This window comes from Rhodanobacter sp. ANJX3 (genome assembly GCF_014200755.1).
Classification (GTDB): domain Bacteria; phylum Pseudomonadota; class Gammaproteobacteria; order Xanthomonadales; family Rhodanobacteraceae; genus Rhodanobacter.
The window spans coordinates 13,217-34,451 of the sequence record NZ_JACHCM010000009.1; the positions used below are offsets into that span (position 1 = coordinate 13,217).

The 21,235-nt window shown below is 63.5% G+C and carries 21 protein-coding genes; 9 read left to right on the forward strand and 12 right to left on the reverse strand.

From position 1 onward, the window contains the following. Window position 1: 1 nt before the first annotated feature. The 3 genes from proB (at window position 2) to HDE76_RS20870 (ending at window position 3,792) form a co-directional block, all read left to right on the forward strand. Complete coding sequence (gene proB / locus HDE76_RS18635; RefSeq protein WP_255481690.1) at window positions 2-1,126, forward strand: glutamate 5-kinase; 1,125 nt, start codon at window positions 2-4, stop codon at window positions 1,124-1,126. After that, window positions 1,123-2,379 (forward strand): glutamate-5-semialdehyde dehydrogenase, encoded by a 1,257-nt coding sequence (locus tag HDE76_RS18640; protein WP_184509790.1) that lies wholly within the window; start codon window positions 1,123-1,125, stop codon window positions 2,377-2,379. Before proB ends, HDE76_RS18640 begins: the two co-directional genes overlap by 4 nt. Before the next feature lie 75 nt (window positions 2,380-2,454). Continuing rightward, a complete protein-coding gene (locus HDE76_RS20870) occupies window positions 2,455-3,792 on the forward strand; it encodes a transglycosylase SLT domain-containing protein (RefSeq protein ID WP_255481685.1) in 1,338 nt (445 codons plus the stop codon). Window positions 3,793-3,906: 114 nt separating this feature from the next. Here the strand turns inward: HDE76_RS20870 and HDE76_RS18650 are convergent, their stop codons facing one another. Further along, window positions 3,907-4,218: a hypothetical protein gene (locus HDE76_RS18650; protein WP_179481814.1), complete on the reverse strand. Its 312-nt coding sequence runs from the start codon at window positions 4,216-4,218 to the stop codon at window positions 3,907-3,909. A gap of 445 nt (window positions 4,219-4,663) precedes the next feature. Between HDE76_RS18650 and HDE76_RS18655 the strand changes: the two genes are divergently transcribed. Next, on the forward strand, window positions 4,664-6,220 hold the full coding sequence (locus tag HDE76_RS18655; protein WP_184509792.1) for a Cache 3/Cache 2 fusion domain-containing protein: 1,557 nt from the start codon (window positions 4,664-4,666) through the stop codon (window positions 6,218-6,220). 211 nt (window positions 6,221-6,431) lie between these two features. Here the strand turns inward: HDE76_RS18655 and kynU are convergent, their stop codons facing one another. The 6 genes from kynU to HDE76_RS20875 form a co-directional block, all read right to left on the reverse strand. Next, window positions 6,432-7,736: a kynureninase gene (gene kynU / locus HDE76_RS18660; RefSeq protein WP_179481818.1), complete on the reverse strand. Its 1,305-nt coding sequence runs from the start codon at window positions 7,734-7,736 to the stop codon at window positions 6,432-6,434. 168 nt (window positions 7,737-7,904) lie between these two features. Then, complete coding sequence (locus HDE76_RS18665) at window positions 7,905-8,429, reverse strand: hypothetical protein (RefSeq protein WP_179481820.1); 525 nt, start codon at window positions 8,427-8,429, stop codon at window positions 7,905-7,907. Window positions 8,430-8,681: 252 nt separating this feature from the next. Then, window positions 8,682-10,787 carry an FUSC family protein gene (locus tag HDE76_RS18670; protein WP_179481822.1) on the reverse strand — a complete coding sequence of 702 codons (2,106 nt, stop codon included), beginning with the start codon at window positions 10,785-10,787 and terminating at the stop codon, window positions 8,682-8,684. Between the two features lie 168 nt (window positions 10,788-10,955). Beyond that, window positions 10,956-11,519, reverse strand: coding sequence for an elongation factor P-like protein YeiP (yeiP, locus tag HDE76_RS18675; RefSeq protein WP_179481824.1), 564 nt, complete (start codon window positions 11,517-11,519; stop codon window positions 10,956-10,958). Between the two features lie 130 nt (window positions 11,520-11,649). Further along, window positions 11,650-12,417: an SDR family NAD(P)-dependent oxidoreductase gene (locus HDE76_RS18680; RefSeq protein ID WP_179481826.1), complete on the reverse strand. Its 768-nt coding sequence runs from the start codon at window positions 12,415-12,417 to the stop codon at window positions 11,650-11,652. Window positions 12,418-12,595: 178 nt separating this feature from the next. Beyond that, window positions 12,596-12,772 (reverse strand): hypothetical protein, encoded by a 177-nt coding sequence (locus tag HDE76_RS20875; protein ID WP_255457879.1) that lies wholly within the window; start codon window positions 12,770-12,772, stop codon window positions 12,596-12,598. A gap of 24 nt (window positions 12,773-12,796) precedes the next feature. Here HDE76_RS20875 and HDE76_RS20880 point away from each other — a divergent pair, with 24 nt between their 5' ends. Continuing rightward, window positions 12,797-13,009, forward strand: a complete 213-nt coding sequence (locus tag HDE76_RS20880) for an RcnB family protein (RefSeq protein WP_255457880.1) — start codon at window positions 12,797-12,799, stop codon at window positions 13,007-13,009. A 47-nt stretch (window positions 13,010-13,056) separates the two neighbouring features. Further along, complete coding sequence (locus tag HDE76_RS18690; RefSeq protein ID WP_184509867.1) at window positions 13,057-13,413, forward strand: RcnB family protein; 357 nt, start codon at window positions 13,057-13,059, stop codon at window positions 13,411-13,413. Between the two features lie 157 nt (window positions 13,414-13,570). Here the strand turns inward: HDE76_RS18690 and HDE76_RS18695 are convergent, their stop codons facing one another. From HDE76_RS18695 to HDE76_RS18715, 5 genes are all read right to left on the reverse strand, one after another. Continuing rightward, a complete protein-coding gene (locus HDE76_RS18695; protein WP_179481830.1) occupies window positions 13,571-14,134 on the reverse strand; it encodes a GNAT family N-acetyltransferase in 564 nt (187 codons plus the stop codon). Between the two features lie 111 nt (window positions 14,135-14,245). Beyond that, window positions 14,246-14,734, reverse strand: a complete 489-nt coding sequence (locus tag HDE76_RS18700; protein WP_179481832.1) for a GNAT family N-acetyltransferase — start codon at window positions 14,732-14,734, stop codon at window positions 14,246-14,248. Between the two features lie 30 nt (window positions 14,735-14,764). Further along, complete coding sequence (locus HDE76_RS18705) at window positions 14,765-15,694, reverse strand: hydroxymethylglutaryl-CoA lyase (RefSeq protein ID WP_179481834.1); 930 nt, start codon at window positions 15,692-15,694, stop codon at window positions 14,765-14,767. Window positions 15,695-15,744: 50 nt separating this feature from the next. Beyond that, window positions 15,745-17,733 (reverse strand): acetyl/propionyl/methylcrotonyl-CoA carboxylase subunit alpha, encoded by a 1,989-nt coding sequence (locus HDE76_RS18710; RefSeq protein ID WP_184509794.1) that lies wholly within the window; start codon window positions 17,731-17,733, stop codon window positions 15,745-15,747. 176 nt (window positions 17,734-17,909) lie between these two features. Further along, entirely contained in the window at window positions 17,910-18,704 is a 795-nt protein-coding gene (locus tag HDE76_RS18715; protein WP_184509796.1) for an enoyl-CoA hydratase/isomerase family protein, read from the reverse strand. Window positions 18,705-18,820: 116 nt separating this feature from the next. Between HDE76_RS18715 and HDE76_RS18720 the strand changes: the two genes are divergently transcribed. From HDE76_RS18720 to HDE76_RS18730, 3 genes are read left to right on the forward strand one after another with little or no spacing between them, the layout of a single operon-like run. Next, a complete protein-coding gene (locus HDE76_RS18720; RefSeq protein WP_179481840.1) occupies window positions 18,821-19,063 on the forward strand; it encodes a FeoA family protein in 243 nt (80 codons plus the stop codon). Further along, window positions 19,060-20,901, forward strand: coding sequence for a ferrous iron transporter B (locus HDE76_RS18725; protein ID WP_179481842.1), 1,842 nt, complete (start codon window positions 19,060-19,062; stop codon window positions 20,899-20,901). Before HDE76_RS18720 ends, HDE76_RS18725 begins: the two co-directional genes overlap by 4 nt. Beyond that, window positions 20,898-21,215, forward strand: a complete 318-nt coding sequence (locus tag HDE76_RS18730) for a DUF6587 family protein (RefSeq protein WP_179481844.1) — start codon at window positions 20,898-20,900, stop codon at window positions 21,213-21,215. The genes HDE76_RS18725 and HDE76_RS18730 overlap by 4 nt, the downstream gene beginning before the upstream one ends. Window positions 21,216-21,235 lie beyond the last annotated feature (20 nt).

Consider the following 21,235-nt stretch of genomic DNA (forward strand, 5'->3'; position numbering starts at 1 on the left):
GATGTTGCCGCCCTGGCGTCGCGCAGTGCTCAAGGTCGGCAGCAACCTGCTCGCCGCCGATGGCGGCGGTTTGACCGCACGTCATGCGTCGGCGCTGGCGCAGTTCATCGCTGCTAGCCATGCGCAGGGCAAAGAAGTGGTGTTGGTTTCTTCAGGCGCGGTGGCGGCGGGACGCGCGCTGCTGCGCGAGCATGCGGTCGGCGGCAGCGATCTGGTCGCGCGGCAGGCGCTGGCGGCGCTGGGGCAAGCGCCGATGATCGCGCTGTGGCAAAGCCTATCGACGCGCCCGGTGGCACAGGTGCTGCTGACCCATGACGATCTGCGCCATCGTCGTCGCTACCTCAACGCGCGCGCCACGCTGCGCGAGCTGCTGGCGCTCGAGGTGCTGCCGGTGATCAACGAAAACGATACCGTAGCCGTCGACGAATTGAAGCTCGGCGACAACGACAACCTCGCCGCCATCGTGGCAGCACTGGTCGATGCCGACCTGCTGTTGATCGCTTCGGACGTCGATGCTCTGTATACCGCCGATCCGCGCCTCGATCACTGGGCGACGCCGATTGCCGACGTGCCCGAAATCACACCTGCCGTTTTCGCGATGGCCGGCGGCAGCGGCAGTCGCATCGGTACGGGTGGCATGCGTACCAAACTGGAAGCGGCCACCAAGGCCGCCGCCGCCGGCATTGCCACGGCACTGTTTTGCGGCAGCGACGCAACGACCGTGCAGGCACTCGGTGCGGGCACGCTGCGTGGCACGCTGGTGCATGCGCCGGGCAGCCGCATGCAGGCGCGCAAATACTGGTTGCGCCATGCGCCAGCCGCGCCAGGACGTATCGTGGTGGATGCGGGTGCGGCACGCGCGCTGGCGGCCGGCCGTGCCTCGCTGTTGCCGGGAGGTGTGGTGGACGTGGAGGGCGAATTCCATCGCGGTGACATGGTCGAAATCGTCGACGCCGGTCGGCGCATCATTGCGCGTGGCCTCAGTCAATACGGTGCCGTCGAAGTACGCCGGCTGTCCGGCCACCACAGCCGCGAGATTGCCGCGCTGCTCGGCTACAGCTACGGCGGTGAAGTGGTACACCGTGACGATATGGCGACGGTCGGCACCACGGAGAGCGCGACATGAATACGATACGCGCGCTAGCACTGGCCTGTCGTGACGCGGCGCGATCGGTGGCTGCGCTGGATACAGCCGCCAAACGGCGACTGCTGCTCGCCATGGCGTGCGCGCTCGAATCGCGAACGGATGCCGTACTCGAAGCCAACGCCGAGGACATGCGGCTGGTCATGGAGAAAGGCATTCATGGCGCGATGCTCGATCGCTTGAAGCTGGATGTATCGCGCGTGCAGGCCATTGCCGATGCGCTGCGCGAAGTCGCTGAACTTTCTGATCCCGTCGGCGTGGTCACACGCCGTGAGAGCCGACAGAACGGCCTCAGCATCGAACGCGTGCGCGTGCCGCTGGGCGTGATTGCGATGATCTACGAGGCGCGTCCCAACGTCACCGCCGATGCGGCCGCGCTGTGTCTGTTCGCCGGCAATGGCGTGATCCTGCGCGGCGGTTCAGAAGCGCTGCGTTCCAACCTCGCCATCGCGGCGGCGCTGCAGGCCGCGCTGCAGGCCAATGACGTGCCGACGGCGGCGCTGACCCTGATCGACGACCTCAGCCGCGAGGCGATGATCGAGCTGCTGCAGCTCACCGATATCGTGGATCTGGCGATTCCGCGCGGCGGCGAAGGTCTGATCCGCTTCGTCGCCGAACACGCGCGTGTGCCGGTGATCAAGCACTACAAGGGTGTGTGCCATCTGTATGTGGATCGCGCTGCCGATTCGACCCTCGCGCTGAATCTGCTGATCGATGGCAAGACCACGCGTCCGGGTGTCTGCAACGCGCTGGAAACGCTGCTGGTGCATGCAGATATCGCCGACCGTTTTTTGCCGATGGCGGCGGCAGCCCTACAAGAGCTTCGCGTCGAACTGCGCGGCTGCGCGCGCAGCTGCCAGCTGGTGTCCGGCATGCAAGCAGCGACCGACGACGACTACGCAGCCGAGTTTCTCGACCTGATCCTCGCCGTGCGCATCGTCGATGATCTGGATGATGCCATCGCGCATATCCAGCGCTACGGCTCCGACCACACCGAGGTCATCGCGACAGCCGACGAGACGGTGGCCGGACGCTTCGTGCATGCGCTGAGATCGGCCGTCGTGATGGTCAACGCCTCGTCGCGCTTCTCCGACGGTTGCCAGCTCGGCCTCGGTGCGGAAATCGGTATTTCCACCACGCGCCTGCATGCCTATGGTCCGATGGGCGCCGAGTCGCTCACCATCGAGCGTTTCGTGGTGCGGGGGACTGGTCAGGTCAGGCATTTGCCTGGCTGATCCGGGAGATCGTGGACAGGCTCTAAAATGGGTTCTCAAGGCTGGATAACTCGCTCAAGGCGCCAGTCGATTATGATGGCCAACCGCCGCGGCGCTTTTCGACAGGCCGTTCGACCGCTGGAAGGCGCGAATGAAGCTCAGGGACGTTGTCAAAGCTGTTCCTTTCGAAGTGAAGCCGTGAATCGTTTGATTGAAAGCACTACCGATGGGTTGCCTCTGGAGGTTTCGCCAAACACGATTGGCTCCGATGCCGCAGCGAAGCCGCGCGCGCGACGTCAGCGGCGGGTCTATCTCGTGCCGCCGGCCCGCTGGAAGTCTGCCCGGGCTTGCGCAACGATCGATTGGTCGACCATCGCACCGGCCCCTTGCTCTTGGTCGGATAAGCCGTTTAAAACCGATTCGGTCTCGAACGCTGACCGGCACCGCGTGGATTGGAGCAAAGGTTGGACTTTCGCCATTTCGCTCGCCGGCCGCTCTTCCACAGCGACGCTTTTAGCTCGACGCGGTTTCTACCGTGCAAACGCCCTGGTTATCGATAGGGCACAGGCGGCGCAGCGCTCGTGGGCAAGCTGGGATCAGGGACATAAGCGCCGCACCTTGACCGCGCTTTCCTGCTGCGCGGCGTTCGCCGCTATTGCCGTGCCGCTGGTGTCGGGTGTGGCGCATTCGCAGCCGGAGCTCGACGGTCATGCGGTGCTCAGTGGGCCGGTGACGGCGCAGACGTTGGCAAAAAATGTGGCTGCTCCGACCGCTGCGCCGCCGGCCTCGGCTGAAAAAAAGCGTGAGGTCGAATCGATCGGTGTGCTGCCGAAGGCGATCCCGGCGATGCGTTCCGAGTCGCCATCCTCCATCGCGCTGTTGTCGGATGTCAGCACGATGGACTTGATGATGCCGATCGCCGAGCCCGATCTGAACATCGCCTCGCGTCAGAGCCTGTGGACGCAGGTGGGCAGGGAGTTTGGCGTCGACCCGCTGTTGCTCTACAGCATTGCGCTGGTGGAGTCGCGCTCTTTGCATCCGGGTGGGGACGTGGGCCCGACACCCTGGCTGTTTCGGGTGAACGACCATTTGGTAGTTGGCGAACGGCACCACGTGCAGATGGAAATGGCTGTCGCGAGCCAGTTCAACGCTACCGTACAGGACGTGGGCATCATGCAGGTGTATTACCCGATGCACCGTAGCGCGGTTCGCGATCCGCTGAGCTTGCTGGACCCGAAAACCAATATCTCCGTCGCCGCGAAGATCCTGCACGACGGTATGCACGAAACGCGCGATCCGGTGCTTGGCGTCGGCTATTACCACAGCCATACGCAGCAGCTGGCGAGAGATTACGGCACCGCCGTGATGACGGTTTATCAGCGGCTCAAGGGCGTGTATCGATCGGGGAAGAATGGGCAGGTCGTGGCGCGCTAGTCTGGACTTGCTTGCGCTGCAAATCCCGGTACCCAGCGTCACCTGGCAAGGCTAGGGAAATAGCGCGCTTGCTCTCCCGCCGCTGCGCTTCGTCGAATCACACCGTAGAACGCATTAGCCCGGCGCGGCCTTCTTTTTCGGTGCAGACCGTTTTGCTACGGCCGTTACCGGCACCGGATTAGCGATCGCTGCATCCAGTGTCAGCCCTTTCAGAGCGCGTTCGACTCGCATCAGTCCAAAGTTCTCGACGAAGGCCATCACGCACGGGCGCAGATTTTCCTCGCCGCTGTTCGAGTTGCTCATATTCGTCGCCGACAGCCCGAAGTTGATCGACAGCATCCAAAGCCCCTCGTGGATGCCCGCGCTTTTCAACAGAATGACCAGCAGCTCTTCGTGCGAAAAAGAATATTTGATGGCGTCGGTCATGGATGTGCTCATTGAGCCGCAGTTACTCACCGCTGCAGCTTGGCGCTAGCGCGTGTCTGCTGCAAGTCACCAGCGGATCGTTTGTCAGCAGGACGTTTGCCAACAGCAGAGCTTCGCCGTCGCGTGTGGGAGCTGGAAATGATCGTCAGATGCCTTGGCCATGTGCTCAATCGCGTCGACGTTCATGGTCATGTTGTGCAGTCGCAGCAATATTGCTGCGGTCACCAAACGGTTACTCGATTCCAACACAAACTCAAGTTTCTCCCGCTGGAGGCGATAACATTAGGGAATGACGGGGTGATTTGAGCGGCCGATTCCAGGTCATTAAGGCCCGTTCATCCGTTGCAGCTCCGGTAGATTTTTAGGCTGAAAAGCGTGTTCTCAAGCGAGTAGACGCATCGCAACGGATTGGATGGAGTGTCACTTATTCGGTACGAGGCATTCCATGATCTCGTTCTTAACACCGCTCAAAAAACGCATTCATTCGCTGGCAAGAACATTTTCCGAGCATCTGCCAGGAGACTTCTCGCTCGATGAAAGTAACTCGATCATGGTGGCCGGTCAGTCAACGCCGGTGTTGCGCCTTGACGGTAAATCGATGAATCTGAATTTCGTGGTGCCCGATCGTTTCACTGAAGCGACCGGCGGCACCGCAACTCTTTTCGTGCGCCGTGACGATGATTTTGTCCGGGTTACCACGTCCGTCAGAAAGCAGGATGGGGAACGGGCCATCGGAACGATTCTGGATCGATCGCATCCCGCCTATCGGCCGCTGCTGGCCGGCCAGTTCTACCTCGGCTACGCCACGATTTTCGGCAAGCAGTTCATGACACAGTACGACCCGATCATCGACCCGGACGGACGGATCATCGGGGTGCGCTATGTGGGGCTGGATGTCAGTCATATGCGTATTGTTGGCGTGCCGCTGCGCGCGGCCGCCATCACGGCATGCCTCTATAGCGGCGCATTTCTGGTATTCAGTTGGCTGACCCGCCCGATGATGTCCGTGGTCGCCGAAAACTGGCTGATCCGGTTCGGCCTGCTGTCCTGCCTGGGCATGGCCTTTGCGGTCTATGTGTTGATGGTCAGGAACGTCAGTCGACCGATGGCAGATTGTCGTGCGGCCGCAGGCAGGATAGCCGCCGGCGATCTGAGCGCGCAGGTGCACGTCAGCCGCCGTGATGATGTCGGTCAACTGCTTCAGGCCATTAATGGAATCGGCGTGGGACTGGCCAATGTTGTCGGCGAAGTACGCCAGGCGAGCGATGGTGTGCACACCGCATCGCATCAGATCGCAGCAGGTACATCGGATCTCTCGACGCGCACACAGACGCAGGCGGCTGCGCTTGAGGAAACGGTCTCGGCGATGGAGGAGCTCGCTTCCACGGTAAGACAGAATGCCATCCATGCAGGTGAAGCCAGCGCACTGGTCGCTTCGGCGGCTACGCTGGCCCAGGATGGCGGCGAGATGGTCGGCCAGGTGGTATCCACCATGGCCGAAATCAGGTTCAAGGCGCACAGCATCGAAAACATCATCGGCCTGATCGACGGCATTGCTTTTCAAAGCAATATCCTCGCCCTCAACGCCGCGGTCGAAGCTGCTCGCGCAGGCGAGCAGGGAAGAGGTTTTTCGGTGGTGGCTACCGAAGTACGTACGCTCGCCCAGCGCTCGGCCGCCGCGGCAAGGGAAGTAAAACAGTTGATCGCCGCCTCCGTCGAAACGGTGGATGCCGGGTGCGAACTGGTCGATCTCACGGGCATTGCCACCAAGGCGATTGCCGGATCGATCCATGAGGCCTCGCTGCTGATGCTGCAGATATCAACGGCGAGCGACGACCAAAGCAAGGGTCTGGCCGAAATCAAGCATGCCATCGAACTCATGGATCAGGCGACCCAGCAAAACGCAGCGCTGGTCGAACAATCCGCTGCCGCCGCGAAGAGCATGGAGGAGCAGGCGGCTGTTCTCGGCAAAGCGGTATCGGTTTTCAAGACCGCCCACTAAGAACCTGTTCATGATCTCCCTGCGCGAGGCAGGTGGAGATCATGAATAAGAGGTTCTAAGCCAACGCTGCCGGCCGTGAGCATACCGTCGATCGCGCCGGAAGAACGTGGAAATATCGAAGAAGCGATGAGCGGCTTTCGAGGCGGAAACTTTCCGCGTCGAACTATCGCGGTATGGTTTTACGGCAAGGTTCGTATGACGACGCCAAGGACTAGCTTGCTGGCGTTGACCACTCCCGCACCGCCGCCACAAACGCCAGGCAATCCGCAAAACGGTTGTATAGCGGGGCGGGCGATATGCGGATGACGTCGGGCTCGCGCCAGTCGCCGATGATGCCGTGGTCCATCAAGTACTCGAACAGTGCTCGACCGCGATCGCGGCCGCCGACGACGCGGATGGAAAGCTGTGCACCGCGGCGATTGGGATCGCTGGGGGTCACGATGTCGAGAACATCGACAAGTTGGTTTTTGACCAGCCACTCGAGATAGCCGGTCAGCTGCAGCGATTTCTCGCGCAGCTGGCGCATGCCGGCGCGGCGAAACATGTCGAGCGAGACACGCAGCGGCGCCAGCGACAGGATCGGCGGGTTGGACAGCTGCCAGCCTTCGACGCCGTGGATCGGCACAAACGCCGGACCCATCTGAAAACGCGTGGCCTTGTCGTGTCCCCACCAGCCGGCGAAGCGCGGCAGCACGGCATCGGCATGACGCTCGTGCACGAAGGCGCCGCCGACGGCGCCGGGGCCGGCGTTGAGATATTTGTAGTGGCACCAGATCGCGAAGTCGGCGCCACTGTCGTGCAGCTGCAGCGGCAGGTTGCCCACGGCGTGGGCAAGGTCGAAGCCGACGGTGCATCCGTGGCGGTGCGCCAGCGCGGTGATCGCTTTCAGATCGAACGCCTGGCCATTGCGGTACTGGATGCCAGGCAGCATCACCAACGCGATGCGCGAACCGTGCTCAGCCAGCGCGCGCTCGATCGCGGCCATGGAAATGAGGCCGTTCGGTTCGTCGGCTTCCAGCTCGATCAGCGCGGTGGCGGGATCGAAGCCATGAAAGCGCACCTGCGATTCCACTGCGTAGCGATCGGTGGGGAAGGCGCCGGCTTCGATCAGGATAGCGGGGCGCTCCTGTGTCGGGCGATAAAAGCTCACCATCAGCAGGTGCAGGTTGACCCCGAGAGTATTCATCGCCACCACTTCGGACGGCTTGGCGCCGACGACGAGGGCGAGATCGTCACGCAGATAGTCTTCGTAGTTCAGCCACGGCTGGCGACCCTTGAAATGGCCTTCCACGCCCAGCTCGGCCCAGTAGTCGAGCTCGGTCGTGACCGCTTCGCGCACGCCGCGCGCCTGCAGCCCGAGCGAATTGCCGCAAAAATAGACGCTGTCCACCTTTTGGCCATCCGCGCCTTCGTGTGGCGGGATCAGAAATTCGTCGCGGAACGCGCGCAGGGGGTCGGCGGCGTCGCGCTGCTGCGCCCATTCGGTGGTGGCCTGGTAGTCGCTGACGTCGTGCATCTCGGTTGTCCTGTGGATGGGCGGGAGCGCGAACCGGCGCTCGCTTCGTGCAGCGGCGACTTTACCCGCGACGGCGTCGTCTAGACAGTGAAGGCAGCCGCTGGCGTTGTCGCCTGCCTGCCGCCGCGCGCAGGCCGCGGCGAGATAGGCGCAAGGTGGTCGCGGACGTTACTTGAGTTTGGCAGCGATGGCGTCGCAGTCTTTGTCGAAGGCGGCTTTCCACGCAGGGCCGGCCTCACTCTGCGATGGGCGCAGGCAGCGCAGCGAGACCGCGACGCCGTTCTTGAACCAGTAACGTTCGCTGTAGCTGTACTGCACGCCGCTTTCCTGTGCCGTATAGACGAATGTGTTGGCGCCGGGCGCTACCGCCGCGGTTTTGTAACCGGGCAGCGCCAGCGCCTTGGCCGACGTGGTGCCCACGTACTGCTGAAAAGCGCTCATGTCGGCGACCTGCTTCACCGTTACGGTGACGCGCGACAGGCTGACCTTGCCGGTGGGCGAGCGGTCGGGCACCTGGAACACATGCACTTCGGGGTCGCCCTGCGTATCGAGGATATCCACCCAGTCGTCCGGCGTGCGGAACTGCACGCTGCCGTTGGCCATGCTGACGTCGGCGGCGTGCAGTGTGCCGGCCAGCAGCAGCGTGGTGGCGATGGCGGCGAGGCTGGAAGAGGCGGTGCGCAGAACACTCATGCTGACTCCTGGAATAGACCGAAAAGAGCGGCCATTAATGAAGCAATATCCTATGGGGTACGTCCTCGCAAAGCCGCGCCTTGAGACGATCGGGCGCCAGCATGATCATGTAGACGCCGCGCGCCGCTTTCTTCAGAGGAATCCCCACGCTCCAAGGATAAACGCTACGGGGACTGTTCTGCTTGATGCCGGTCGCCTGGGCGCCATGCAACGCCCGCCCCGCTATCCGTGCCGGCGGCTACCGCACCCAGGTCAGGTCACGCCCGTGCCGGCAACGGTGCCCAGCGACGATGCTTGCGCGCTGCGCCCCAGCACATGGGCCAGTGTATCGACGTTGTCGACCAGGCGGTCGCTGATGCGCTTGAGCAGGTCGGCAGTGTGCTTGTTGTCGGACATCGCCAGCAGGGTGGCGAGGCTGCGCTGCAGCGTGCGTAGGTCCGATGGCAGCTGCGGCGCGCGGTCCTCGCGCAGCGCGTTGGCGATTTCCTGCAGCGCGATCGCCACGTGATCGACGAAACCACTGATCTCGCTGGATTCCGGCAGCGCGTCGTCGTTGTCGATCACTGCTTCCAGCGTCATGGCGGTGCGCGCCAGGCGGTTGCCGTTGGCGAACAGGGCGTTAGCTAGATCCAATAGCACGATCGGTGTGCCGGGTTCGGCGCGCATACGGTCAAGCGAGGCCTGGGCATTGGTGCGCGCGGTGCGCGCCGCCGTACGCGCTTCGCGATGGGCGTCGCGAAGCTCGGGCCGCGCCAGCGCCCGCAGATAGTTGGCATAGGCATCCAGCATGTCCGACAGCGCGGCGCGCACGCGGCCTTTTTCCCAGGTCGGCCACAGCACATAGGCGAGCAGGGCCATGCCGCTGCCGAGTACGGTGTTGATCACGCGATCGTGCACGGCCGCGCCGGAGTTCACGCCCTCGTACGACAGCAGAATCACCACGGTGCCGGTCAACGCGGCCACCGCTGCGCCGTAATGCGCCGTGGCCAGGTAGCGAAAAATCATGCACAGCACCGCCATCAGGGCCAGATGCGTCCATGGCTCGGCCGGCGTGATGTGCAGCAGCACCGTGGTGAGCACCAGCCCGAGGATCGTGCCGACCACGCGCAGCAGGCCAAAGTTGAAGGTCGCAGCGAAGTCCGGGCGCAACACGATGGCGGCCGTCATCGGCAGCCAGTAGCCGTGCGGCAGATGCAGTTGGCGTGAGACGAACATGGCCAGACTCAGGCAGACGGCGCTGCGCACGGCGTGGCGAAACGCGACCGAGTGGGGCGTCAGGCTGGCGCGCAGGGTCGCCAGCGCGGAGCTGCTGCGCAGAGCGGCAGGCAGCGGCGTCTCGGCGGCGGCGGCGCGCATCTCACCCTTGCTGCCGGCCCAGTTGGCGTTGCGCACGGCGGCGGCGAGCTGGCCGGACAGTGCATGGATGTGCCGCGCCAGCGTGTCCGGCGGTGCATCGGCGCCGAGCAACGCGGTTTCGCTGGCTTGAAGTGTTTGCAGCATGCGCTCGGCTTGCCGAGGCGGTTCGCCTTCGTCGAGCGCGTCGGCGATGGTCGCCAATACGCGCGCCGCATCGTCGCGAAACATCGCGTGGATGGTGGGGTTGGCGCGCAGCTCGGCCATTGCCGTGAGCTCAAGGCGGATACGCTCGGCCAGTTCCAGCAACACGCCGAAGGCTTCCATCGCACGACCGCGTGCGTGATGCCGGCCGAGCAGGGTGTGCTGCAATGTCGTCATGGCACCGGACAGCGCCGGTACGTCGGCATCGTCATAGGTTTGCTGGCGCGCCAGCGTCGCCAATCCGCGATAGACGGCCGCCAGTGCCAATCGCTCTGGCCGGTAGCGTTGCAGTGGCCAGGCGGCGATCGAAAAAGCCGTCAGCAGCAGACCGCCGCTCAGCAGCAGGCCGGCGCCGAGCAGCGCATGTGGCAGCGTGGTCGGCGTGTACGCGGTCACCACCAGCAGAATCATGCTGGTCATGCCTACCCGCGCAATATCTACACCGAACACCACCAGCAGGCCGCCAAAAAATCCGAAGACCATGGTGGCGAACAGCAGCGGCACCAGCTGACCGCCGATCAGAAATCCGCACAGCGAGGCCACGGCGGCGGCAAGCGAAGCCAGCACCAGCTGCTGCATGCGCTGCCGATAAGGGCCGGGCTGATCGGAAAACATCGTGTTGAGCGCGCCGGCTGCAATACCGATGCCCACCTCGATATAGCCGGTGGCCAGGCCGATGCCAAGCGGCAGAATGACCGCCGCCGTATTGCGCAGCAGGACCCACAGCGGCACATCCGGCCGCTTGGCCGTGGTCAGGCTCTCCAGCATTTTTCTGCTCAGCGAGTAGCCGGTGGTGGGCATGAATGGCGGTGACTCAGATGGCCGAGCGCTGATTCTGCATCACAGCGGCTGAAGTTGACGCGACGATGCTTCAATGCTGCGCGACGCTTATCGATAAAACCTTATGAATGCGGCAAAAAAAGGCGCCGGACGGTGCGCGGCGCCGTTTTCTTCAACGATTGGAGACGATCAGGCGCGGCCGGCGAATTCGCCCGTAATCGTATTGACCCAGACTTTTTCGTCGTTGCTGATGTACTCGGGCACCTGCAGTTCGATGCCGGTACTGAGCTTGGCCGGCTTGTTGCGCTTGGTGGCGCTGGAGCCCTTCATTTCCGGGGCAGTATCGACCACGGTGAGGATCACGCTGCTGGGCACCTGCAGGCCGACCGGTGCGTCGTCGATCAACTGCACGTAATAGCCTTCGATGCCTTCCACGATATAGCCGGCGTTGTCGCCGACCAGCTCGGGCGACAGCGGGTACTGAGTGTAATCCTCGGCATCCATGAAGACGAAGGCGCCATCGTCCATGTAGGAGAAATTCGCCGCGCGGCGGACTAGATCCATTTCGCGCAGCTCGTCGTCGGCACGCAGGCTGAGGTCGAACTTGCGGCCGCCAGGAATCGAATACAGCGTAAAGCGGAACGTGACGTTGCCACCACGCGCGCTGGGCGAGCTGCGCTCGATATCGCGCACCTGATAGACGGTGCCATCGTGTTCGACCACGTTGCCTTTCTTGACGTCGGAAGCTTTCATTGGGTAGCTCGTAAGTAGGGTTTAGGAGTCAGTAGCAAAAGCGCGCAGCGGAAGATTGTGTTGCAGTGCATTCGCAGCGGCAGTCCAAGCGACAAAGCTTCGCCCTCGCTACTCGCCTCTCGTTCCTGCTTTATTTCGGCTGCAGCCGTACCGCGCCGTCCAGACGAATCGTTTCGCCGTTGAGATAGCGGTTGCGGAGAATAAAACCGACGGTATCGGCATACTCCGCCGGCTTGCCCAGGCGCGATGGGAAGGGGATCGAAGCGGACAAGGATTCCTGCAGTTGCGGCGACATGCCGTCGACCATCGGGGTCCAGAAAGCGCCCGGCGCGATGGTGTTGACCCGGATGCCTACGCGCGCGAGCTCGCGCGCGAGCGGCAGCGTCATCGCCACCACACCGCCCTTGGAGGCCGCATAGGCGGCTTGGCCGATCTGGCCTTCGTAGGCGGCGACGCTGGCCGTGTTGATGATCACACCGCGCTCGCCGTCTTCACCGGCTTCGTTGTTCTGCATCAGCGCGGCACCGGCCTTGGCGACGTTGAAACTGCCGACCAGATTCACCATCACCGTGCTTGTGAAATGGGCCAGCGGCAGCGTGCCCTCACGGCCCAACATGCGGCCGGAGCCGAGGATGCCGGCACAGTTGACCAGCAGGTTCAAACCGTCCATCGACTCGTGCGCGGCGGCCACGTTGATGGCGACGCCATCTTCCGAGGTGACGTCGGTACGGAAAAATCGCGCGTGCTCGCCCAGCGTACCCAGCGCGGCCTGCCCTTTATCGTTGTCGACATCGAATAACGACACCTGACCGCCGTGTGCCACCAGGTATTGAGCTACTGCGTAGCCAAGTCCGGAAGCGCCGCCGGTAATGATCGCCTTGACCTGATCGAGCTGCATGCGAGGTTTCCTGCCGATTCAAACGTGCATGGTAACTGACTGGCACCGCGCGGCGTAGTTGGTGGCGCGGGTATGCACGGTAAATGTGAATTGGCCTTCACTTAAATATTCACACGGCGTTGGGTATGCAACCGCGAATGTTCATCGAAGCTGCCGAACACTTTCACTATCTGTGCGCTCAGTAGCTTTGTGATCCGTAAAGCCGCCGCTTCATCCCTTGCTTCATCGACTGAAAATCAAAGGAACGCCCATGAAAAAGCAGCTTGGCACTTTGTTCGTTTGCGGCATATTGGCCCTGTCTTGTGCCACCGCGGTGTCCGCTCAACCGCAAGACCATCACGATCAAGAAAGCCATGATCAGCGCTCTGGATCTCATCCGATGTATGACCGCGGCCACAGCGAAGGTTGGTACAAGAAGGGGGGTCACGTACCGGCCGAGTACAACGGTGGCACCTACGAAGTCACCGACTGGCGTGCGAACCATCTGCGCCAGCCGCCGCACGGTTATCACTACGTGCGCAGCGACAACGGCGATTTCCTGCTGGTTGCCGTGACGACCGGCGTGATCGCCAGCATCATCGCCAGCCATTAAAACCTATTTCGCTACAGCGACATTTCACAGGATTCCCAGGAGTGACCATGAAAAAACGTTTAGGTAGTTTGATTTTGTGCGGAACCATGCTGCTGGCCAGCGGATCGTTGCTGGCGCAGGATTACGGGCACGACCACGATCATGGCGATCAGCGCTACGATCATGACCATGGTGATCATCATGGCGGGGGGTTCTACGACCGCGGCCATCGCGAGGGTTGGTATCGCGCCGGCGGCCGGGTGCCGGACGAGTATCGCCGTGGCGACTATGTCGTGAGCGACTGGCATCGCGACCATCTGCGTCCGCCGCCGCGCGGCTATCATTATGTTCGCAGCGATAACGGTGATTTCCTGGTCGTCGCGGTCACTACCGGCGTCATTGCGAGCATCATCGCCAGCCATTGATGCAGCCATGGGCGGAAGAAAAAGCCCCGCTCTGAAGGCGGGGCTTTTTCATGGCATGACTCCTATCGATGGCTCCCTGGGAGCCTCTCCACGATTTCCCAGTGCGCCGAGCTGAGAGCGGTTTGGGCGCAGGTCAAGGAAGAGCGAGGAAGTGTGGCTACTGACTCAATGTGTGAAAATCCAAGGAAGCGGCCAGCTGTGCAAAAGGCGTGACCGGAGCAGGCGGGTTTTGCATGGCCTGCAGCTCTTTCTGCCACAGGCCTACATCCCACCATTGCCCGAGCTTGTAGCCGCACTGGCGCCAGACGCCCGCCGTCGTAAAACCCATGGCTTCGTGCATCGCGACGCTGGCCGCGCCGGGCAGGGTAATGGCGCCAATGGCCTGATTGATGCCCTGCAGCCGCATGACCGCGAGCAGCGTGCCATACAGCCGGCGCGCGATGCCGCGCCGCTGCGCATCGGCGTGAACATAGATCGAGGTTTCCGCCATCCAGTCGTACGCCGCGCGCTCGCGAAAGCGCCCCGCGTAGGCGTAAGCCAGCACGCGGTCTTCTTCTTCCCACACCAGCCAGGGATAGTGCGGCAGGCGCATACGGATGCGTTCGCGCATGGCTTCCACGCCGGGCAGCTCGGTCTCGAAGGTGGCCGCGCCGTGGAGAACCACAGGCGCATAGATCGCATGGATAACGGCGGCGTCATCATCGCGGGCGATGCGGATCATGCTCGGCGAGTCCTCAGCATCGGCGTTGCGACGGATCGGTATTGCCCCACCACGGTGACATCGCAGTTACGGCAATCGGTTTGTTACTTTTCACGCTGGCGGTGTCTGCTGTCAAAGGTCGAGAATGAAGAACCGGTTACAGCTGAAATGTCCGGTGTCACCCATCGGCTTGTCGATTTGTCGGAAGCCGCTGCGCGCGTACAGCGCCTGTGCGCCATCCATGCCGTTGAGCGTTTCCAGATAGCAGCGACGAAAGCCGCGTGCGCGCGCCGCATCCAGGCAGGTCTGCATCATCGCGGTGCCCGCGCCGGTTCCGCGCGCCTGCGGCAGAAAATACATTTTGCGTAGCTCGCACACATCGGGCTCGCCGTTTTGTAATGGCGCAATGCCTGCGCCGCCGAGCACCGCGCCGTTGCGCTCGACGACAAAATAGGCGCTGTGCGGCTGGGTGTAAGCCTCGTACAAATGGTCCACTTCCGTATCGTGAATGGCAAAGCCTGGGCCATCAGCGCCGAACTCCGGCATGACCGTGCGGATGACGGCGGCCATGGCGGCGTTGTCGCCGGTGCTGATCGGTCGGATCGAGAACGAGGTGGGCATAGAAACGCTCATTGGCTGTGGAGTGGGGTGTCAGCTGGCGGTGCGAGCGCGGGTGACCCGGCTCGCCGTTTGCTTGCCCAACTGGCCGGCCAGCCAGGCGCCGGTGGCGATCATCTGGTCGAGATCGACGCCGGTGGTCATGCCCATGCCATGCAGCATGTAGATCACGTCTTCGCTGGCCACGTTGCCGGTGGCGCCCTTGGCATAGGGGCAGCCGCCGGTGCCCGAGACGGCGCTGTCGATGACCCGCACGCCTTCTTCCAGGCAGGCCAGAATATTGGCCAGCGCCTGGCCGTAGGTGTCGTGGAAATGCACGGCCAGCGCATCCATCGGTACCTCCTGCGCGACGGCACGCAGCATCGCCCGCGCCTTGGCCGGCGTGCCCACGCCGATCGTGTCGCCCAGCGAGATCTCGCGGCAGCCGAGCTGGTAAAGCCGTACGGCGACGCGCACCACGTCGCTCACCGCGATGTCCCCCTCGTACGGGCAGCCCAGTACGGTGGAGATATAGCCGCGTACGGTGACGTCATCGGCCTGCGCCTGCTCGATCACCGGCACGAAGCGCGCCATCGATTCGTCGATCGAGGCGTTGGTGTTTTTGCGGCTGAAGGTTTCCGAGGCTGCGGTGAAGATGGCGATTTCGCGCACCCCGACCTCGCGTGCGCGTCGGTAGCCCTGTTCGTTCGGCACCAGCACCGGATAGCTGACGCCCTCTGCTTTGCGAATGGCCGTAAAGACGTCCGCCGCATCGGCCAGCTGCGGTATCCATTTCGGGCTGACGAAGCTGGTCGCTTCGATCGTTTTCAGACCGGTTGCCGACAGTCGGTCGATCAGTTCGACCTTTATCGCTGCCGGCAGCAGCGCCTTCTCGTTCTGCAGGCCGTCGCGCGGGCCGACTTCGACGATCTGGACGTGGTTGGTCCGTACGCTTTCGGCACGGACGTTATCAGAGAAGTTCATGCATGATCCGGACGTGTCTTGGTGGCGTGCAATGCGGGTGGCGGACAGGATCAGTCGGCGAAGCGCACGAGCACGGTGTCGGCGTCGACGAACTCGCCCTGAGCCGCCAGGATGCTGTCGATGATACCGGCGCGCGGGGCCTTCAAGGCGAGTTCCATCTTCATCGCCTCCATCACCAGCAGCTCGTCGCCCTGTTCGACGCTATCGCCGGCCTTGGCTTTCACCAGCACGATGCGGCCGGGCATGGGCGCAATGACCTGATTGCTGCCGGCGGCGTCCTTGGCCGTCCAGGCAAAGGCGATCGCGCGGGTAAAGCTGTAGCGCTGGCCGTCGGCGTCGTGCAGCAGTACGTGATCCTTATCCACGCGCAATGGCAGGCGCAGCGATTCGCCATCGAAGCGTGCGCTCAGCCCGTCGCTCTGCAGCCGCGCGCCATGTACCTCGCATGGCACGTCGCCATGCTGGAGCAGGTAATGACCGTCGTAGCCTCGGGCTTCGATATCGTAGCGCCGGTCGCGCAGCGTCAGCGCGATCGCACGCGTGCCGGCGTGGCCGATACGCCAAGCGTCGGCGCGGGCCCAGGGCGAATGGGGATCGGCCGGCGTGGCGACGATATCGGCCTCATCCCGCAGCAGCGCGGCCGTGGCCGCGGCGAACAGCACGGCATCGGACGGCGAGATATCGCCGACCAGAAATTCGTCCAGATGGCGATCCAGATAACCCGTATCGATGCGTCCCTCGACCACGATGGGATGACGCGCCAGCCGTTCGAGAAAGCCGATATTCGACTTCGGACCGACGATTTCGCAGCGGGCCAGCGCCTCGCGCAGGCGCTGCAGCGCCTGCATGCGGTCGATGTCGTAAACGATCAGCTTGGCGATCATCGGGTCGTAGAAAATGGTGACCGTGTCGCCTTCGATCACGCCGCCGTCCAGGCGCACGTGCTCCGACGCAGCGGGCAGGCGCAAGGTTTGCAACTTGCCCGAGCCGGGCAGGAAGTTCTGGTCGGGGTCTTCGGCGTACAGCCGCACTTCGATCGCGTGGCCGTGGGCGTGAATCTGTTCCTGCCGCAGTGGCAGCGGCTGACCGGCGGCCACGCGCAGCTGCCATTCGACCAGATCGAGGCCGAGCGTCATCTCGGTCACCGGATGCTCGACCTGCAGGCGCGTGTTCATTTCCATGAAAAAGAATTCGCCGCTGGTGGCGACGATAAATTCGATGGTGCCGGCGCCGACGTAGTCGACCGCCTTGGCCGCTGCCACGGCCGCTTCACCCATGGCCTTGCGACGAGCCTCGTCGAGGAAGGGCGAGGGCGTCTCTTCCAGCACTTTCTGATAGCGCCGCTGCGCCGAGCACTCGCGCTCGTTCAGGTGGATCACGTGCCCGTGGGTATCGCCGAAGACCTGGAATTCGATATGCCGCGGATGCTCGACGTAGCGCTCCAGAATCACGCGCGTATCGCCGAAGGCGCTGGCGGCTTCGCGCTGGGCCGAGGCCAGCGCGTCGGCAAATTCCTTTTCTTCGCGCACAATGCGCATGCCCTTGCCACCGCCGCCCGAGGCGGCCTTGATCATCAGCGGAAAGCCGGTTTTGCGCGCCTGTTCGGCGAGGTGGGCGACGTCCTGGTTGTCGCCGTGGTAACCCGGTACCAGCGGTACGGCATGGCTTTCCATCAGCGCCTTGGCGGCGGCCTTGGAGCCCATCGCGTCGATGCTTTCCGGCTTTGGACCAATGAAGACGATGCCGGCGTCGCTGCAGGCGCGGGCGAAGGCGGTGTTCTCGGAGAGAAACCCGTAACCGGGATGGATCGCCTGCGCGCCCGATTTTTTTGCCACGTCCAGAATGACGTCGCCGCGCAAATATGAATCGGCTGGGCGCGGCCCGCCGATCGGCCACGCCTCATCCGCCAACCGCACGTGCTGCGCGTCGGCGTCCGCTTCGGAGTACACGGCAATCGTATGGATGCCGAGGCGCCGGCAGGTGCGGATCACGCGGCAGGCGATCTCGCCGCGGTTGGCAATCAGTACGCGCTCGAACATGCAAAATCCTCGGGTGTGCGCGATCTAGCAAAGCCGGATAAGTTATCAGATGCCGTGGTCGCAACCGATGCGCGGCGCAGCATGGACGGGATAAGTCGCTCAAGCCGTGGCTGCTCCAGAACCGCCAGGCTTACGTTCCTGGCGTGTAGCCGACTGTTCCGATAACGGTGCGCTGATCAGTGCTGGACGACCCAGCGCGGCGCGCGCTTGTCGAGAAACGCGCTGAGGCCGTGCTGGCCTTCTTCGGAAGTGCGCAGCCGCGCGATCAGTTCGGCGTTGGCCGCATCGATGCGTTCGGCCTGCGCCACGTCGCTGCCGCCCACGCGCAGCGCCAGCTGCTTGGCCTCGCGCTGGGCCTGCGGGCCGGCCTTGGCCAAGAGGTAGAGCTGGCGTTCGATCATCTCGTCCAGCTCGCTGCCGCCGACCACGGCGTGCAGCAGGCCGATGCGCGCGGCCGTATCCGCTTCAAAGACTTCGCCGGTGATGAAAAGTCGACGCGACTCGCGCAGACCGATCGCCGCGATGACATACGGCGAGATCACCGCCGGCACCAGGCCCAGTTTGACCTCGGACAGGGCGAACTTGGCCGTCTCCACGCCGATGGCGATATCGCAGCAGGCCACCAGACCCACGCCGCCGCCATACGCGGCGCCATTGACGCGCGCCACGGTGGGCTTGGAAAGAAACTGCAGTGTGCGCATCAGCTTGGCCAGGCGCAGCGAATCGGCGAGGTTCTCCTGCTCGCTGGCGTTGGCCATGCCGCGCATCCAGTTCAGATCGGCACCGGCCGAGAAGCAGCTGCCGTTGCCGGTAAGCACGACGCGGTGCACGGCGGGATCGGCATCCACGTTTTCCAGCGCTTCGGTAAGTGCCGCGATCAGCGTGTCGTCGAATGCGTTATGCACCTGCGGGCGGTTCAGGGTCAGCCACGCGGTGGCGCCGTGGCGCTCGCAAAGAACGGAATCGGTCATGGGGTACCCCGGCAAAGACCGTCATCATAAACGGTCGTTATCGATGCGTTGCCGGCATGCTGCAGCAAAACGTACAAAGGATTACAATGCGAACAATTCTTATTTGAGATGCGCCCGTGCGTCTGTCCGATTTACCCAAAGGAGCGCCCGCCGTGGTCGATCGCGTCGACGATGCCCACGCGGCGGATCCGATTGCGCAACGTCTGCGCGATTTGGGGTTTGTCGACGGCGAGCCGGTGCGGGTGGTCGCCATCGGTCCGGTAGGCGCCGATCCGCTGCTGATTCAGATCGGCTCGACGCGCTTCGCGCTGCGTCGTACCGAAGCGGCCCGTGTCACCGTGCGTCAGGAAGCGGCATGAGCGCCACGGCCCTGCGCATTGCTCTCGTCGGCAATCCCAACTGTGGCAAGACCGCGCTGTTCAACCTGCTGACGGGCGGCCGGCAGAAGGTCGCCAACTACGCCGGCGTCACCATCGAACGCAAGGAAGGTCGTTTCACCACGCCGTCCGGCCGCGTGCTGCAGATACTCGATTTGCCGGGCACCTACAGTTTCGACGCCAACAGCCCCGATGAGCAGATCACCCGCGATGTGCTGGAGGGAAACTACCCCGGCGAAGCGGCTCCCGATCTGATCGTGTGCGTGGCCGACGCCACCAATTTGCGTTTGCATTTGCGCTTCGTGCTGGAAGTGAAGCGCCTGGGCCGGCCGGTGGTGCTCGCCCTGAACATGATGGATGCAGCGCGCCGTCGCGGCATCGTCATCGATGTGCCGGAACTCCAGCGCCGGCTCGGTATCCCGGTGGTGGAAACGGTGGCCGTGAAGCGTGGCGGCGCTGCCGCGCTGGTCGAGCGCGTAGATGGCGACATGCCTGTCGCTGCGGCGGCTTCGCTGGACGATGGCCCCAGCCGCGCCAACCTGCACGTGCAGGTGCGGGAACTTCTCGCCGCGACGGTATCCATGCCGCGCCAGACGGCGGAGCTCGACGATGCGCTCGATCGCTGGGCGCTGCACCCGGTGTTCGGCCTGCTGATTCTCGGCGTGGTGATGTTTTTGGTATTTCAGGCCGTTTACGCCGCCGGCAAGCCGATGACGGATCTGATCGGCGACGGCTTCGGCTGGCTCGGCGATCATGCGGCAGCCAGCCTGCCGGTCGGTCCCATCAAGAGTCTGGTCGTCGATGGTCTGTTCGGCGGTATCGGCACGGTGATCGGTTTTCTGCCGGAAATCCTGGTGCTGTTCTTTTTCATTCTTTTGCTGGAAGAGTCCGGCTACCTGCCGCGGGCCGCTTTCCTGCTCGATCGGCTGATGATGTCGGTGGGTCTGACCGGACGCTCGTTCATTCCGCTGCTGTCGAGCTTCGCCTGCGCCATCCCCGGCATCATGGGCACGCGCAGCATCCAGGATCCGCGCGATCGCCTGGCCACGATTCTGGTGGCGCCGCTGATGACCTGTTCGGCGAGGTTGCCGGTGTACGCGCTGTTGATCGGTGCATTCATACCGATGCACCACGTGCTGGGCATCTTCAATCTGCAGGGGCTGGTGCTGTTTGCGCTCTATGCCGCCGGCATTCTCGGCGCCATGGCGGTGGGCTGGGTGATCAAGCGCATCCACCGCGACAAGAGCGAGCATGCGCTGCTGATGGAGCTGCCGTCGTATCGCATGCCCAAGCCGCGCGATATCGCCATCGGCCTGTGGGAGCGCGCTTCGATCTTTCTGAAGCGGCTGACCGGCGTGATTCTGGCGCTGACTATCATCATGTGGGCGATTTCGACCTTCCCGGGGCCGCCGGCGGGCGCCACCGGGCCGGCTATCGACTACAGCATCGCCGGCTATATGGGCCATTACCTGCAGTACATTTTCGCACCGCTGGGATTCAACTGGCAGATCAGCCTGTCGCTGATTCCGGCCTTCGCGGCGCGAGAGACGGCGGTGGCCGCATTGGCGACGGTGTATGCCGTCGGCGGTGATTCCGACACGGTCGGATTGGCGCACGCCCTGGCGGCCAATTTTTCCGTCGCCAGCGCACTGTCGCTGATGGTGTGGTTTGCCTTCGCGCCGCAGTGCATGTCCACGCTGGCGGTAATCCGCCGCGAGACCCACTCGTGGCGCAACGTGGCGATTTCCTTCGGCTACATGTTTGTCGTGGCCTACGTGGCGTCGCTGCTGACGTATCAGATCGCGAGGCTTTTCGCATGAGCTCGAACCATGTCGATATCAGCCTGCTCTTGCAGTACGCAGTGATCGGCGTGGTCTTGCTGATCAGCGTACTGGTGGTGGTTCGCAAGCTGGCGCCGAAAGTCAGCAATCGCTGGCTGGCGGCTGCATCCATCCGTCTGAGCCGGCCGGAGCGTGCAGGGTGGTTGCGGGGGCTGGGCCGGCGACTGCAGCCCAAGCAGGCTACCGGCGACTGCAGCGACGGGTGCAGCACCTGCGGTGCTTGCGGTACGAAGCCGCCGGCGGCTGCCAAAACGGCTGCCATGCCGCTGGAGTTCCGGCCGCGCGCCAAGTAGTGCCGCCGGCATTGTAGTGA